The sequence below is a fragment of the Natrinema halophilum genome, from assembly GCF_013402815.2.
GTDB lineage: Archaea > Halobacteriota > Halobacteria > Halobacteriales > Natrialbaceae > Natrinema > Natrinema halophilum.
The window spans coordinates 1,309,235-1,324,713 of sequence record NZ_CP058601.1; the positions used below are offsets into that span (position 1 = coordinate 1,309,235).

The following is a 15,479-nucleotide window of genomic DNA, read 5'->3' on the forward strand; positions in this document are numbered from 1 at the left end:
TAACCCGCCGTAACCCATCGATTCTGGTGTATGTCCGGATCCGTTCTCTAATCATTCGTGACGAAGGTTCGGTATTCATGCATCCATCATAAAACGTGGTGTTGTTCTCCTACGTTGCTTGTAGTAATACAAATAAGCTTGCTGAGATGGTTCTATGACCTATCGTCTCTGTGTTTTCAGGGCCGCCGAAACGGCCGCCTGTGGCGTCACCGAAACATAGAGCGTCGACTACCTTAACGATTTACAGACCGTACTGAAAGTGACTGTAACCGACAGAGTCCTGTCGCCGGCACGCAGCTTTCACTTTCGGGAATACGTTCGCTCGACTGAACGATTGCCGGTTCGTGTCACTCGTCGCGCAGTGTCAGTCACGATTCCCGGAAAGATTACGTTCTTGCAGTACGGGTATTTGCGTATGATCGATGCACTGACATCGGCCCCACCGCTCCTGCTGGTGCTCGCTGCGCTCGCCGCTTTCGCCGTCGCCGTCGTCGCAATCAAGATCGCAATCAAGCTCGCAGTCCGTATCGGCATCGTCGCCGCTGTCGTCCTTGCAGGGCTCTATGCTGCCGGATTCACTGATCTGTCGTTTCTTCCGTTCTTCTAGAACGTCGAACTACTGTCCGTTCGGTCCTCGAACAGCCTTCGACACGTCGCGGTCCAGCCCTCAAACCGATTCGAGGAAATTTTCGATTACGTCGTGTCCGGTCGCCGTGAGAACGCTTTCCGGGTGGAATTGAACGCACTCGAGCGGATAGTCGCGGTGACGGACGCCCATAACGAGCGTGTCGTTTCCGTGTTTTGCGGTCGCTGTCACCACGAAGCAGTCCGGAACCTCGGTCGCGATGAGCGAGTGATACCGACCGGCCTGGAACCTCTGATCGAGGCCCTCGAAGACGCCCTCGCCGTCGTGGTCGACAGCAGAGGCTTTCCCGTGGATCGGCTCCGGTGCCCGGCCGACGGTACCACCGTACTCGAAGACCGCGGCCTCGAGACCGAGACAGACGCCGAGCGTCGGTACCTCCGGTGACACTTCGCGAAGTACGTCCATCGAGATACCGACGTCGCGGTCGTTCTTCGGATGGCCCGGTCCGGGACTGACGATGATCGCGTCTGGATCGACGGCGCGGACGTCCGCGAGCGAAGCGGTGTTTTTCAGGACCTCGGTATCGGTCCCATCCTGTTGGCTGACGTACTCGACGAGGTTGTACGTAAAGGAATCGTAGTTGTCGACGAACAGGACGGTAAGCGGGGTCGCGTCTCGGTCGTCGACGCTGTCGGTGGTGGTCTCCTCGAGGGCAGTCGACTCCGTCATCGACTCACCTCCGGCGTCCGCTCGAACGCGTCGTCCGATTCCGTCTCCGAATCTGCGGCCGACTGTTCGATCGCCTCGAGCGCCGTGAGGACGCCGTCCATCTTCTTTTCGGTCTCCCGGTATTCAGCCGCGGGGTCGCTATCCGCGACCAGTCCCGCGCCGGCCTGAACCGTGATTCGATCGCGTTTGCGCCCGTCTCGCGAGTCGTCTCTGCACGCTCGCTCTTCCGCGTCTCGTGGCACCGCGCCCGCTTCAACGGTCGCGGTCCGTATGACGATGGCGACGTCTGCGTCGCCGGTCCAGGAGTAGTAGCCGACGCCGCCCCCGTAGAGACCACGTGGTTTTGACTCTAGGTCGTCGATGATCTCCATCGCTCGGATTTTCGGTGCACCCGAGAGGGTCCCTGCGGGGAACGCCGCCCGCGTCGCATCGAACGCGTCTGCATCTTCAGCCAGTTTCCCGGTTACGGTCGACTCGATGTGCTGGACGTGGCTGTACTTCAGGACGTTCATGAACTCGTCGACGCGGACCGATCCCGGCTCCGAAACCCGTCGAACGTCGTTGCGCGCGAGGTCGACTAACATCGTGTGTTCGGAGCGTTCCTTTCCGTCGGCTAGCATCTCGCCGGCGAGCCGGCGATCCTCGACGGGACTCGAACCCCGGTCGCAGGTGCCGGCGATCGGATTCGACATGACGTCTCGGCCCCGAACCGAGATCAGCGTCTCCGGACTGGCCCCGACGACGGTCAGATCGTCGTGATCGAGCAGATACATGTACGGCGACGGATTCACCTCACGCATCGCCTCGTAGAAACCGAGCGGATCGACCTCACCGTACAACTCTCGAGTACGGGAGATAACGCCCTGATAGATATCGCCGTCGAGGACGTGCTCTTTCGCCCGCCGAACGCTTTCCTCGTACTCGTCACTGGGGCCTGCGATTTCGTCTTCCCGGACGAACCCGCCCGTTTCCGGCTCCGCGGCATCGCGCAGGGTCGCCGCGACCGCGGCGGCTTCGTCACCGAGCGCGTCGTACACCTCGCCGGGATCGTCGTCTGCTTCGAGAACCGGCGTGAAGATAAGCGAGACCGTCCCGTCGCGCTCGTCGAACGCCAGCGTCTTGGTCGTCAGGAGGAACTGGGCGTCCGGGAACCGCGAGTTCGGGCGCTCCAGTCCCACCTCCTCGAGCCACAGGTCGTAGACGGCGTCGTAGGCCAGAAAGCCGACCAGCCCGCCCTCGAGGTGCTGGCGATCGTGGTCGGGAACGTTCTCGAGGCGCACGTTCGGCATCGCCGCCCGGAGCGCGTCGACGGTGTCGCCATCGGCGTCCGTTCGCGGAGATCCGTCCGCGGACGGGAGGTCCGCGCCCATCGCTTCCAGCGGCACGTCGTCGGTGAGCGATTCGATCGTCGCCTCGCCGGACTCGACCGTCACGACGGCTTCGGGATCGTACCCCACGTAGGAGAACCGCGCGTGGCGCTCCGCGTCCGCAGCACTCGGCCGGAATGCTCCGTCGGGATCGCTCGAAGCGGTCTTCTCCGCGCTCTCGAGTAGAAAGGCGTAGGGGGATCGCTCGCCGTCGCCCGCGTCCGTCCGCCCGGTGAGCGCGGCGTACGCGGCAAGCGGCGTCGTATCGACCTCGAGCGTCGCGACGGTGCGGACCACGGCCGGGCGGTCTCGCCGGTCCGCGCTCGTTCCCGCGTGGTCGCGGAACGTTTCCCGGTCGATATCGAACGCCGACGGCTGGAACGTAGCTGATTCGGGTGTTGATTCGGACATAGTGATCGCTAGTTACGGCTCCGCCGTTCGACGGACGTTCTTGGCTCGGTCGACGAACGATTGGACCGCGGTGGCGTCTTTGATGCCGCCGCGTTCTTCGACGCCGCTCGCCACGTCGACGGCGAACGGTCCGACGGTCCGAACGGCGTCACCGACGTTTTCAGGGGTGAGACCCCCCGCGAGGATCACCGGCGACTCGAGATCCATAGCGGCCGTCCGGGTCCGATCCCAGTCGTGGGTTCGGCCGGTGCCACCGCCCCCGTCCTCGCTCACAGTGTCGACGATGAGGCCGTCGACGAGGTCGTCGTAGGTCGTCGCTGTCGTCGCATCGTCGGCGTCGACAGCGAGCAGGATGTCGACGTCCAGTTTTGCACGGAGATACGCGAGGTCTCCGGGTCGGATGCCACCGTGGATCTGGATCGCGTCGGGTTCGATTTCCTCGACTAGTTCGATCGCGTCCCCCGGACCGTCCGGCATCGTTACGAGTACGCTCGTCACGAACGGCGGCGCGGCCGTCGTGAGCGCCTTCGCCCGTTCGACCGATACCTCTCGCGGCGTGTCGACCGAGACGTCGCAGATAATACCGACTGCGTCCACGCCCGCGTCGACGGCCGCCTCGAGGTCGGCTTCCCTCGTCATCCCGCAGATCTTCACGCGAGTCATCGTCCCGTTCCGGCCGGTTTCGGCGTCGCGTCACAGAGTTGCTCGAGTTTCCGTGACGCCGCGCCGGTGTCGATGGCCTCGCGGGCCGCCTCGGCTCCCGCCTCGAGCGAGTTTGCTTCACCGGCGACGTAGATCGCCGCGCCGGCGTTTGCGAGAATGACGTCCCGTTTCGCACCGGTAACATCGCCGGCGACGATCCCCTGCATATCGGCCGCGTTCTCCTCGGGAGTACCCCCGGAGATAGCGTCGATATCGTGCTCGTCGAGGCCGATATCGGCCGGTTCGACCGTATACTCCTCGACAGCGGAACCGTCGATTTCCGCGGCGACCGTTTCGCCGTGGACGGCGATCTCGTCGGTACCGGCCCCGTGGACGACCATCGCGCGGTCGACGTCCATTCGTGCCAGCGCATCCGCGAGCACGGGGACGAGATCAGGATCGTAGACGCCGACGATCTGTGCGTCCGCACCGGCCGGGTTCGTCAGCGGTCCGAGCACGTTGAAGATGGTTCGCATCCCGAGTTCCTTTCGCGGACCGATGACGGCCTTCATCGCCGGGTGGAACACCGGTGCGAGCATGAACCCGATGCCGTCGTCCTCGATGGCGTCCTCGACGGCCGGCGGTTCGGCCTCGACGTTGACGCCGACCTCCTCGAGTACGTCCGCACTACCCGACGAGGAGGAGACTGAATAGTTCCCGTGCTTGGCGATCGGGATACCGGCACCGGCTGCGACGATCGCGCTCGTCGTCGAAACGTTGATCGTATCGTAATCGTCACCGCCGGTTCCGCACGTATCGACCAGCGGTTCTCGATCGGGCGATATCGTGCGTGCTGCCGACCGCATGCCCTCCGCGAAGCCGGCGATCTCGGCTTCCGTCTCCCCTTTCGCGCGCAGCGCCGTCAGCAGTGCGCCGATCTGTGCTTCGGTTGCATCTTCGAAAACGGCCGTCGAAGCTGCTCGAGCGTCCGCTTGCGTGAGATCCGTTCCGTCCGTAACTCGTTCGACGTACTCCTTCATTGTGGTCACCAATGTACGTAGTTGTCTTACAATGTCCAAATTCGTACATCCACTTAAGCGTATCGACCGGGCCCGTGGGGTCGACTCGCGTACGGCGGTCGATTCGAAACCTTCAATTGTAGTGGCCGGCAACCAGTGAGTGGAGACAGCGTGGCGCGGGATGTCAGGCTGTGTCACCGCAAGAACGGACGGGTTGGTGGTCTAGTCTGGTTATGACACCTCCTTGACATGGAGGAGGCCGGCAGTTCAAATCTGCCCCAACCCACTAATTTTGCTGACACAACAACGAGAAGCGTAGCGACGAGTCCACGGTCGCAAAATGGTCGGCAGTTCGAACCAGGGGTGAAGCGACGTGGAACGGCCGTGGTTCAAATTTCCCTCACCGTCTCTCTTCCTCACCCATCTTCCGAACGTACTCCTCACTCCGGTCGTCGCGGCATTCAGAAGAAATGACGCGGAGAGTTACTGTCGATCGGAATCGTCACCACCAGATTCGAATCGGACGGATCTTCGTTTGGAAAGCGATCAAAGCGAGCGAGAAAGCCCATCGCAGCGACTTCCAGCGGATCTCCGAGACAAGTACTCAAGGCTGATGACGGAGTTGCTGTCTCCGGTGGGGAAGCAAACGAAGGGGTCTACTCGAGGGGAGACGGCCGCGGTTCGGACCCGACGGCGACCAGGACCCATTCGAGAAGGGCGGAACGCGGATCGTTCGAGTCCTGCGCTCTCGTTCTCACACCCGATCAGACGAAACCGGACGTTCGGGACCCCACGAAACGAATCACTTGGGCCGTGCCACGTTCGACGGTGACGTTCGACCCAACTGGGTCGACCGGCCCCAACGCTGCGGACGGAAGATTCCGATCGATCCCGCGACCGACGTTTCCCAGACGCGTACTGACTTTGTTGGATCGGAGCCAGCGTGATCGAAACTACTCCGTGAGCGTTTCGACGAGGGTTTCGATCTCGAAGTCGTTGAGCGGATTCGGTTCGTCTTTGACCGTCGTGATGACGAACTTCGAAGAGGTCCGCTCGATCTCGTCGATCGATTCGTAGTCCTCGACGAGCGATTCGACGCTCTCACGGTTGGCAACGTGCGCGATGACGACGAAGTCTGTGGCGCCCATCGTGAAGTACACCTGATTGACGCCCTCGACGTCGGCGAGTTTCTCACCGACGGTATCGTGGTACCCTTCCCCGAACTCGGCCCAGACTTCCGAGATGAGCGTGATCGAGAGCCCGACCTTCTCGAGGTCGATGTCGTAGAGGTCGTTTTCGATGACGCCCGACTCCCGAAGCTGGTTGAGCCGGTAATGAACCGTCGACTTCGGGATCCCAATCGCCTCTTCGATTTTATCCGGGCTGGCTGTTCCCTCTCTAGCGATCGTAGCCAAAATCTGAATGTCTTTTTCGTCCATGAACGAAGTCTGAATATCATCCACTGATAGCGGGCACCTACAAATGTATATTGGTCGAAGTCAGTCGGACACTGATTGAGGTCAACCGGTGAGACGATCGAAGATCGGAATCAGACCTGCAACCCGGACCTCGTGGTGCTCGGACGCGTCGCGATTGACGCACTTTCCGGCAGCGGCCTGTTCCCGTGTGTAGACGAGTGGTGGGATCGGGCTGCGGACGTCGCTTCGACGGCCGGCCGACCATATCGGAACGTCACACTCCAACGGTCTTTCTGGGGATGCGACTGTACTGCAGTTGGGGTTTCGGTGTCACTCGAGCAACCGTTACAACGTGGACCGAAGCCTTCAGAAGAGGAGAGTCCCCATACGGGCTGTTGTAATTCACCAGCCGTCGTGTTCACGAATGCGTTTACGTCGTCCACCCGCCATCTACGACGAGCGTTTCACCAGTGATGAATCCGGCAGCATCACTCGCTAAGAACAAAACGGCATTCGCAACGTCCACCTCGGTTCCGAGCCGGTCGAGTATCGTTTTCTGACGCTTGACTTCCGCTTTATCTGGATCCGAAAGTTCGTCCTTCCCCATCCCCGCTTCGATTATTCCCGGTGCGACCGCGTTAGCGCGGATGCCTTCCGAACCGTAGTCAACTGCGACCTGTTTCGTATGATTGAGGACGGTCGCTTTCGAGGGTGCGTAGGTCGCGTATTCTGCCGACCCTTTCATACCAGCAATACTAGCGACGTTGACGATACATCCTCCTGTTGTGCGAAGGCTATCGAGACTGAATTTGGTCATAAGCACTGCGCCTCGAGCGTTGACTGCCTGGACCGCATCCCAGTCTTCGACGGAGATCTCTTCGATGGAGCCCAGTCGATTGATGCCGGCGTTGTTTACGAGAACGTCTATCTCGCCAGATTCGTCCCGAATGTTGGATATCGTCCGTTCGATCTCGCCGGCATCCCGGAGGTCACACTGGAAAAACTCGGCCTGGCCCCCCGCTTCCGTTATCCGTTCGTGAGTTGCTGATTCCTCGTCCCGTGGATTCTTCGATAGGTCCACTATCGATACGGCCGCGTTCAGAGCACCGAATTCGATCGCTATTTTTCGCCCAATACCCGCTGCTGCACCCGTTACAACGACGTGCGTATCCTCGAAATCAACGCCATTCCGTAGTACTGACATGATGTATTACTGCTGTGGATTTATTGATATCGTTCTCGTCACGTTACTGTAGACGGTCTCATAACGTCCGTTCGCCGAGATACATCTCGACCAGTTCGTCTTCGTCTTCAAGTTCGCTCGGACGACCGCTGAACTCCAGTTGTCCCTGCTCGAGGAGGAAGACGTGTTCTGCAATATTGAGAACTTCTCTTACGTTTTGTTCGACAATCACCATGTCTATCCCTTCCTCTTTGAGACGTTCGAGATGAGTGAATATTTCGGTAACCAAATTCGGCGCGAGACCGGCGCTTGGCTCGTCGAGGAGAAGAAAGTCCGGGTCAGCCATCAGAGCGCGGCCCATAGCTACCATCGCCTGTTCACCGCCGCTCATAGAACCAGCCTGCTGGGAGAGTCGCTCCTCGACCCGAGGAAAGGTGTCGAAAACGTACTCGTATCGTTCGTCGAGAACGTCGTCGTCATCCGTCAAATAAGCCCCCATTCGGAGGTTCTCTTTGACGGTCATCTCGGGAAAGACGCTACTTCCCTGTGGCACAGTTACAATCCCTCGCTTGACGATTTCCTGTGAGTCGCAGTCCTGAATTTCCGTGTCGTTGTGACGGATCGTTCCGCTCCAGCACGAGACCAGACCGTTGATCGTTTTCAGCGTCGTCGACTTTCCGCTGCCGTTCGGTCCGATTATACAATTCACTCGACCGTCCTCGAACGTGAGGGAGAGGTCGTTCAATACCTGGTTTTCGTCGTAGCCACTGTTGACGTCTTCGAGTTCGATCATTGTCCACCTAAGTACGCGCTCCGCACCTGTTCGTTATCACGGACCTCTTCGAACGGCCCATCGGCGATTTTTTGCCCGTTGTGCATGACGACAACGCGATCGCAGAGGTCGGCTATGATCGACATGTCGTGTTCGATGAGCAAAAACGTATGACCGTCGTCGTGGAGGTCGCGAATATAATCCATGATGTCGTCCATCAATGCCGGGTTCACACCAGCAGCAGGCTCATCCAGCAAAATGATTTCGGGATCGAGCATCAGTGCACGACCAATCTCGAGCAATTTCTTTTGCCCGCCACTCAGATCTTTCCCGCGGCTGTCAGCTTCGTGATCGAGTTCGATATCGTCGAGAATCCGTTCCGCACGTGACTCCTTTTCGACCCGTGAGAGATCAGGAGTATTTGCAACCATCATATTTTCTCTCACGGTCATGGTTCCGAACGGTTTTGGTCTCTGGAACGTTCGAACGATGCCGTGAGATGCTCGCTTTGCAGTGCCAAAGGACGTGATATCGGAGCCGGTCAACCGAACGGTCCCTCCGTCAATCGAATAGAACCCCGTTACGAGATTGAACGTGGTAGTCTTTCCACTCCCGTTGGGGCCGATCAATCCGACTATTTCGTTTTCTTCAACCGTCAAATCGAGGTGATCGACGGCGGTCAATCCACCGAACGATTTCGTTAAATCAGTTGTTTCTAGAACAGTCATTGTTCTTTTGAGGAATGTTCGTCTTGAGCCGATTGGCTTCCGAACGCGGACCGTAGCTTACCGGCTTGATCACGGAGAAGGTCCTGTTGTACAGAACTCCCGGCGAGCCCGCCAGGGAAAAACATGATAGTAAACATCAACAGGAGCCCCCAAAGCAGCAGGCGTATTTCACCGAAGGACCGGAAGAATTCGGAGAATCCGAGGACTGCGATGACACCGACGACCGGACCGAGGCTCGTCCCGATACCGCCGATGACGGCCATCGCCATGAACTCGATCATCATTTCTATCGCCATCATCGATGGCGAGAAAATCCGAATGTTGAATGCGTGTATTCCTCCCGCCGTCCCAGCCATCGCGGAACTAAGAACGAACGCGTACACTTTATACCGATCTGTGTTGTTTCCGAGCATCTTCGCTGCATCTTCCTCTTCTCTGATCGCCCGACCGATCAATCCGAACCGCGACCGAAGTAACACATAGAGAACGGCCAGATTAAGCAAAACGATGGCGAGAGCGAAATAATAGAGCGGGATCATGTTCCCATCGAAGAGTGCGGGGTGTTCGATGTACCCCATGGCACCGCCGGTTATGTCGTCGAGGACGTACACTAACAGGTAGAGGATTTCTGCGTACGCTAACGTGGCCATCGCCACGTACGAGCCGCCGAGGCGCAGTATCATCGGTGCGATGATGAGACTTGCGATGGCCGCGCCACCGCCTCCGATAACGATCGTGGCGACCGGATGAATACCGTAGGTCCCTGCCAAGATGGCCGCTATATAGCCGCCGACGCCGAATAATGCAGCGTGAGCGAAGCTAAAGACGCCGAAGTAGCCGGCGATTAGATTCCAACTTGCAACTACGAGAACGAATACGACCATCTGGAGGACGATTTCGAACAGGTATCCGCCGAAAATCGCCGGGGCGAGCAGGGCAATCGCTAATACGCTGAGGGCGACGTATCCTTTTGGTGTCTTGGCATCCTCGACGATTTTCTGTCGGATCGAATTGATCGAGTGTGAAAGAGTCATCATTCGATCACCTCTGCGAACCCATTTGGTAAGAATATCAATACGAAAATCATCGCACCGAACATAAAGATCAGCGTCGCCTGGCTAGAGAACCACGTAAGCGACAAACTTCGGAAGACACCGGTCGCGAGTGCGGCAAGTAGCGTCCCGCGAACGCTTCCGAGTCCACCGATGATTACGACAATAAATGCGAGGAGGAATGGCTGCCAGCCGACAGCCGGATACACGTTATAGACTGGTGCAATGAGCATTCCGGAGAGACCGGCCAGGGCGGCACCCAATCCAAAGGTAATCGAGTAGATTCTATCCGTATTGACTCCCATCAGTTTCGCCGTGTTCGCGTCTTGAGATACGGCTCGAATGGCGAATCCGATTTTCGTGAACCGAATGAGGGTGAACAACAACAGGATAGTGATTAGAGCCACTACGAACAGGTAAACACGGGTCTTTCCGAGCGTAATCGACCCGATTTCCCAGACCCCTTCGAATAGGGATGGGAAGGCCAGCTGTGAACTCCCGAGAAGAACACTCACACCATGTTCCAGGGTTATTGCAAGGCCAAACGTGCCGAGGATGAGCGTTATTTCTGCATCCTCGCGTTCTTTCAGTCGCTGAATGAGGACTTGATCTGTAATAACTCCCAGAACGAAAACGCCAACTGTCGCCAAAATTGCTGCCAGAATGAGACTCTCAGTGGCTTGGATCGTGTAGAGACCGATATACCCCCCAATCATCAACATCGACCCGTGAGCAAAGTTCAACACGTCCATTACACCCCAGATCAACGTCAAACCGACTGCAATCAATGCTATCTGACCCCCAAATAGGATTCCGTTTGCAAGTTGCTGTAATATTAAATCCAAACTTACCATCGTATCCTCTACCCTGTCCCAACTGCTCTTAACATTTTTGATCGTCTATCAACAATCCACACCCTTATTGGGTAGAAATCCAAAATATAAAAATGCTTTACACTGGTCGTGAGCTGGGCGTTGCACGAAGTGACCGCGTATCGGCCGTACGCTTAGCCACTGGGAGAACCCATCCTGATGGTTGGTTCTTCTCGACGGTAAAACCAACTCCGATCCCGAAACCAGTATACGAGTCGCCTGGCGCGTATTCTATTCCGGGTTGGGAACGTTTCATTCAGCGGTGGACGATTCGAACGTCTGTCTCACCCGTGACGTTCATACCAGTGCGTTGCGAGGTCTTCTCCCGTCGTCACCCAGGTATCACCGGTCTGTAACACTCGCTGAAGCAGTTCCTCGAGCGCATCCATTCGGCCAGCACGGCCGATGAGCTGGGGATGCATCGTTAACATGAAACACCGACCTCGTTTGTGAAGGGCATCGAATTCCCGTTCCCAGGAATCGAACACGGGGCCCGTCGAACTGATACCACTTTGGTAGGACAACTGTGGATACATGTGGAATCCGAAGAACGGCCAGTCGTCGAGCGACCATTCGAATGGGATCTCGAGGAGTCGGTCGTCGCCGAGATCGTGAAAGTACGGAACGTCATTGTCGAGAAAGCTCGATTCGTATTGGACTCCCTGCTCGGCGAGGATTTCGAGCGTGTTGTTGCTGAGATCGGCCGCTGGACTGCGGTAACCGACCGGTGTCGTCCCTACGAGGTCGTCGAAGATGTCGAGTGACCGCTTTACGTCCGCCTCTTCTTCTTCGCGAGTCGAATTTGCAGGATTGACGTGGCGATATCCGTGGAGGCCGATCTCGTGGCCCGCATCGTGGATCTTTTGGACCGTTTCCGGCCAGTCTTCGGCGACCTTACCCGGGATAAAGAACGTACAGTTGAGATCGTACCTATCAAATAATTCGATTATTCGAGGTACCGCGACGTTTGGCCCAAAATTACCGCGCGTCTTCACAGGGGGTTTATCCCATTCCTCGTCCCCTTCGATCCGGAGATTCCAGATCTCATCTGCGTCGAGGTCGAACGTAAACACGGCAGCCGATTGGTAGTCCGCTGGCCACATGGAACTATCTGGCATATCTCGCCGTGGAGTTGCCACGATATTATTAGTTGTCATCTGTTCCAAAGACGCGCCTTTCAGTTGTATCAGGTTCATACAAAGTATCGAACTTCAGATGATGTATTATATGAGGGGTGTGAGAGACGCGGCGATCCTTCCAGGGAGCAATGTGAACGGCGTCCATCGCACGGACTGACCCAGTAGCCGGCATTGGTGTGGGATGAGAGCGCTGACCAGTCACTGACTCGCGCGGAACCAGGATCGATTTCCTATTTCTCGCAGGCTGGGTCCAGTACAGCAGGTGTGGAAACCGATTTACTTCACCACGCGGGGCGCTCGCGTCCGGATCGATGGAACGTCTGGAATATTGAACTAAGTTCGATTAGAGTCCGATCCTAACGAATGCCAGGTATCTTTATCGCCGGCAAATTTGAACACGAAACAACTATTTTGTGGGGACTCAATAACGTTCTGATGTATGAGTACCACCTCTCGACAAGATATCTGTACCCACATCGAACAGAACCAGGATCGAATGCTCGACTTTCTCTCTGAACTAATTTCAGCTCAGTCGCTACCAGGAGAAGAGCAACCAGCACAGGAGGTACTGAAGGACAAGTTGAGCGAGTTCGGCGGGTCTATCGACGTCTGGGAACCCGACGCTGACGACCTTCGAGACCATCCGGGCTTCTTCGAAACGACGCCGTATCAGGAGCACGGCTACGAGGGACGAGAAAACGTGGCAACTACGATAGACGGTAACGGAGATGGTCCGTCTCTCGCGATGAGTGGTCACGTCGACGTCGTAAATCCCGATCCGATCGATGCCTGGGAACACGATCCGTGGAATCCGGACATAGACGACGGGCGCATGTACGGGCGCGGAACCATGGACATGAAGGGGGGAATTGCTGCGTTCATCCATGCGTACGAAACGTTACGCGAGTTAGATATCGAATTGGCTGGCGATCTGACCCTCCAAACGACGATCGAAGAGGAAGCGGGGGGAGTTGGCGGAGTTCTATCAGCCCTCGAGCGGGGGTATCAGCCCGATGCAGCGATTATTCCCGAACCGTCCGGCGTTCCGAAAGTCGGGGTCGCGAGTGCCGGCGTCTTGTACTTCCGCGTGACCGTTCCGGGGAAACCGGCCCACGCCGCCTACAAATTCCTCGGCGTCGATGCAGTCGATAAAGCGTTTCAAATCCACCAGGCACTCGAGAACTACAACGACGAACTCAACGAACGGATCGGAGACTATCAGCCAGCGGTCAACCAGTATGCCGAAGCAGAAGGGAGTAGTGCGAATCTGACGATTACCGATATCGAGGTGCCTGGTTCGTGGACGTCCACTGTCCCAGGGAAAGCCATCATGGAGTTCCGGATGGGGTGGCCGCCGAGTGCGGGAATGAATCGAAACGACGTCCGGGAAGAAATCACTGGAGTGATCGACTCAGTGGTGAGAGAAGACGACTGGCTCGTCGACAATCAACCGGAGATCGAATGGTTTGGGTGGAGCACGGACCCACACGAAATCGACTTCCGGAGCGACTTCTACGAGTTAGTCTGTGAAAACACGACGGCTGTTACTGGCGGCGACATCCAGAGACGCGGCGGGTTAGGTGGGAACGACGAGCGATTTTACAATCGCTATTACGATATCCCCTGCCCGAGCGTCGGACCAAACGGCGGCAATGGTCACGGGGCCGACGAGTACGTCGAAATCGACTCCTTGATCGAAACAGCTCAAATTCATGCCCTTACCATGGTCAACTGGTGTGGAACCGTCGGGGAACTAGAATAACTGCCAGTAACCGACGGTCGTTGGGAAACGATTTTTTCAGAGGGGAGATCCAACGCTGCTGATGGGTCGATAACGATCACCGACAGCGCCGAAGGCAACCTGTTGCTATGATACTGGTTCGTTCAGAACCGAGTTGGGAATCGGAAATAAAATAACCCATATCGTGACTCAGACGAAGTGAGATAAAATGCACCATTATCGACCTAATTCGAATTGAATCCGAATAGTTTTTCCTATAGGGAAATGAATGCAGATATTATGGATGCAATTGATATCGAAGAACTGACTACGGAACCCGAATGGCGCAACGTGTTTCCTCTCATTAACCAGCTTCGTGACCATTTGACTGAAGAAACATATCTCGCGTATTTAGACGACATGCGCGAGGAAGGGTATCGACTGTTTGGGTTGTTCGAAGACGGGGAAGCCCTCGCAGTAGCCGGGGTAGCGATTCGAACGAATTTCTACAACGGGACCCACTTGTTCGTATACGACCTCGTGACGCGAGCCGATCGGCGGTCGGAAGGTCACGGCACTACCTTGATGGAGTTTCTGGAGGACTGGGCGCGTGATAACGATTGTGAGAGTATCACGCTGGAGTCGGGCCTCTGGCGCGAGAATGCTCACCGCTTTTACGAAGACGGCCTCGACATGGACCGCTACTGTTATACGTTCAAGAAGGAGCTGGATTCGAAAGCTGACTGACTGTATTCGGTTTTGTACGGCCACCAATCGAAGGATCGTGAAAAAGTGTCGTCAGCCGTCGGGAACCCCTTCTTCGGGCTTTGCACTCCCGACAAGAGAGGGCATCGCTATCTCAGTTCGGGGATGATCTCGTCGCCAAACAATTCGACTGCGTTCTCGATCTTCGCTGCGGAAAGACCAGGTAGCGTCATCCGTGCCACGAATCGATAGTCTTCGCCGAGTCGGTCCCGGCGTCGGTGTAGTCGGTCCGTGACCTCGGAGACGGAACCGACGAGACATTCGTCTCGCAGGTCGTCTTCCTGTTCTTCGGGAAGTTCGTACGGTTGGGGTTCACCGGTCGCCCATTCGATATACTGGCGCTTGATGTACCAGATGTTCTGTTTTACGTCGTCCCACGGATCTTCGTCTTCCGCGACGAACGTATATCTCCACTCGGCTAACTCGGTCGGATCAGTCTCGGTCTCTGCGAGCAATTCCTGGCGACGCTCGAGTTCGTCGAGCGGCGTCGGAGTCGCGAAGTATCCGTCGGCCATCGTCGCTGCACGTTTTACCGCTGCATCGACAGTGCCTCCGATCCAGATTGGAATCCGTGAATCGGGTTTTGGATACACGCTGACGTCGCTGTAGTCGTATAACCGCCCGTCGTGCGAGAACGTGTCCTGATTCCACGCCTTTCGAGCGATTTCGATTCTGTCTTTGGTATGAGCAACGCGCTTTCGTTTGTCTATATCGAACGCTTCGAATTCTTCGTCGGTCCAACCGATCGCCAGGCCGAGTTCGTACCGTCCCGCGGTGAGTCGATCGATTACTGCACTGCTCTCGGCGAGTCGAATCGGATCGTAGAACGGTGCAAGTGCAATACCGGTTCCGATCGTCATCGACGACGTCCGCGCACCGAGGGCCGACGCGAACGATTGTACTGCAGGGATATAACTATCGTCCAGGAAGTGATGTTCGCTCACCCAGGCTTTCTCGAACCCTGCCTGGTCTGCTACTTCGCCCAACTCTACCATCGCCTGGTATCGTTCGGTTGGGGATGTATCCGACTCCGGGGGAACTTGACCCGTAAAGAGGCCGATATCAATGTTCATTGG

General features: G+C 57.1%; 15 protein-coding genes and 1 tRNA gene. 4 read left to right on the forward strand and 12 right to left on the reverse strand.

From position 1 onward, the window contains the following. Positions 1–415 precede the first annotated feature (415 nt). Positions 416–607, forward strand: coding sequence for a DUF8029 family protein (locus tag HYG82_RS27180; RefSeq protein ID WP_179260227.1), 192 nt, complete (start codon positions 416–418; stop codon positions 605–607). Positions 608–667: 60 nt separating this feature from the next. Here HYG82_RS27180 and trpG read toward each other — a convergent pair whose 3' ends face one another. Genes trpG through trpD form a run of 4 tightly spaced genes read right to left on the reverse strand, consistent with a single transcriptional unit; the run spans position 668 to position 4,775 of the window. Beyond that, positions 668–1,315, reverse strand: coding sequence for an anthranilate synthase component II (gene trpG, locus HYG82_RS27185; protein WP_179260228.1), 648 nt, complete (start codon positions 1,313–1,315; stop codon positions 668–670). Next, the gene (gene trpE / locus HYG82_RS27190) at positions 1,312–3,093 is read right to left on the reverse strand and encodes an anthranilate synthase component I (protein WP_179260229.1); all 1,782 of its coding nucleotides are present in this window, start codon (positions 3,091–3,093) and stop codon (positions 1,312–1,314) included. The genes trpG and trpE overlap by 4 nt, the downstream gene beginning before the upstream one ends. A gap of 12 nt (positions 3,094–3,105) precedes the next feature. Continuing rightward, the gene (locus HYG82_RS27195; RefSeq protein WP_179260230.1) at positions 3,106–3,756 is read right to left on the reverse strand and encodes a phosphoribosylanthranilate isomerase; all 651 of its coding nucleotides are present in this window, start codon (positions 3,754–3,756) and stop codon (positions 3,106–3,108) included. Beyond that, positions 3,753–4,775 (reverse strand): anthranilate phosphoribosyltransferase, encoded by a 1,023-nt coding sequence (trpD, locus tag HYG82_RS27200; protein WP_179260231.1) that lies wholly within the window; start codon positions 4,773–4,775, stop codon positions 3,753–3,755. Before trpD ends, HYG82_RS27195 begins: the two co-directional genes overlap by 4 nt. A gap of 190 nt (positions 4,776–4,965) precedes the next feature. On the opposite strand from trpD, the gene HYG82_RS27205 reads away from it, so the two are divergent. Continuing rightward, positions 4,966–5,040, forward strand: a tRNA-Val gene (locus tag HYG82_RS27205). A gap of 667 nt (positions 5,041–5,707) precedes the next feature. Here the strand turns inward: HYG82_RS27205 and HYG82_RS27210 are convergent. The 7 genes from HYG82_RS27210 to HYG82_RS27240 form a co-directional block, all read right to left on the reverse strand. After that, positions 5,708–6,193 carry an Lrp/AsnC family transcriptional regulator gene (locus HYG82_RS27210; RefSeq protein ID WP_179260232.1) on the reverse strand — a complete coding sequence of 162 codons (486 nt, stop codon included), beginning with the start codon at positions 6,191–6,193 and terminating at the stop codon, positions 5,708–5,710. Between the two features lie 409 nt (positions 6,194–6,602). After that, complete coding sequence (locus HYG82_RS27215) at positions 6,603–7,376, reverse strand: SDR family NAD(P)-dependent oxidoreductase (RefSeq protein ID WP_179260233.1); 774 nt, start codon at positions 7,374–7,376, stop codon at positions 6,603–6,605. Positions 7,377–7,434: 58 nt separating this feature from the next. Next, the gene (locus tag HYG82_RS27220; protein ID WP_179260234.1) at positions 7,435–8,148 is read right to left on the reverse strand and encodes an ABC transporter ATP-binding protein; all 714 of its coding nucleotides are present in this window, start codon (positions 8,146–8,148) and stop codon (positions 7,435–7,437) included. Then, complete coding sequence (locus HYG82_RS27225) at positions 8,145–8,855, reverse strand: ABC transporter ATP-binding protein (protein WP_179260235.1); 711 nt, start codon at positions 8,853–8,855, stop codon at positions 8,145–8,147. Before HYG82_RS27225 ends, HYG82_RS27220 begins: the two co-directional genes overlap by 4 nt. Further along, complete coding sequence (locus HYG82_RS27230) at positions 8,852–9,889, reverse strand: branched-chain amino acid ABC transporter permease (RefSeq protein ID WP_179260236.1); 1,038 nt, start codon at positions 9,887–9,889, stop codon at positions 8,852–8,854. The genes HYG82_RS27225 and HYG82_RS27230 overlap by 4 nt, the downstream gene beginning before the upstream one ends. Beyond that, complete coding sequence (locus HYG82_RS27235; RefSeq protein ID WP_179260237.1) at positions 9,889–10,761, reverse strand: branched-chain amino acid ABC transporter permease; 873 nt, start codon at positions 10,759–10,761, stop codon at positions 9,889–9,891. Before HYG82_RS27235 ends, HYG82_RS27230 begins: the two co-directional genes overlap by 1 nt. 302 nt (positions 10,762–11,063) lie before the next feature. Beyond that, on the reverse strand, positions 11,064–11,897 hold the full coding sequence (locus tag HYG82_RS27240; RefSeq protein WP_179260238.1) for a polysaccharide deacetylase family protein: 834 nt from the start codon (positions 11,895–11,897) through the stop codon (positions 11,064–11,066). Between the two features lie 460 nt (positions 11,898–12,357). Between HYG82_RS27240 and HYG82_RS27245 the strand changes: the two genes are divergently transcribed. Both HYG82_RS27245 and HYG82_RS27250 read left to right on the forward strand, forming a co-directional pair. Next, positions 12,358–13,680 carry an ArgE/DapE family deacylase gene (locus HYG82_RS27245; RefSeq protein WP_179260239.1) on the forward strand — a complete coding sequence of 441 codons (1,323 nt, stop codon included), beginning with the start codon at positions 12,358–12,360 and terminating at the stop codon, positions 13,678–13,680. A 258-nt stretch (positions 13,681–13,938) separates the two neighbouring features. Then, a complete protein-coding gene (locus tag HYG82_RS27250; protein WP_179260240.1) occupies positions 13,939–14,385 on the forward strand; it encodes a GNAT family N-acetyltransferase in 447 nt (148 codons plus the stop codon). Between the two features lie 107 nt (positions 14,386–14,492). On the opposite strand, the gene HYG82_RS27255 is transcribed toward HYG82_RS27250, so the two are convergent. Then, positions 14,493–15,476 (reverse strand): LLM class flavin-dependent oxidoreductase, encoded by a 984-nt coding sequence (locus HYG82_RS27255; protein ID WP_179260241.1) that lies wholly within the window; start codon positions 15,474–15,476, stop codon positions 14,493–14,495. Between the last annotated feature and the right edge of the window lie 3 nt (positions 15,477–15,479).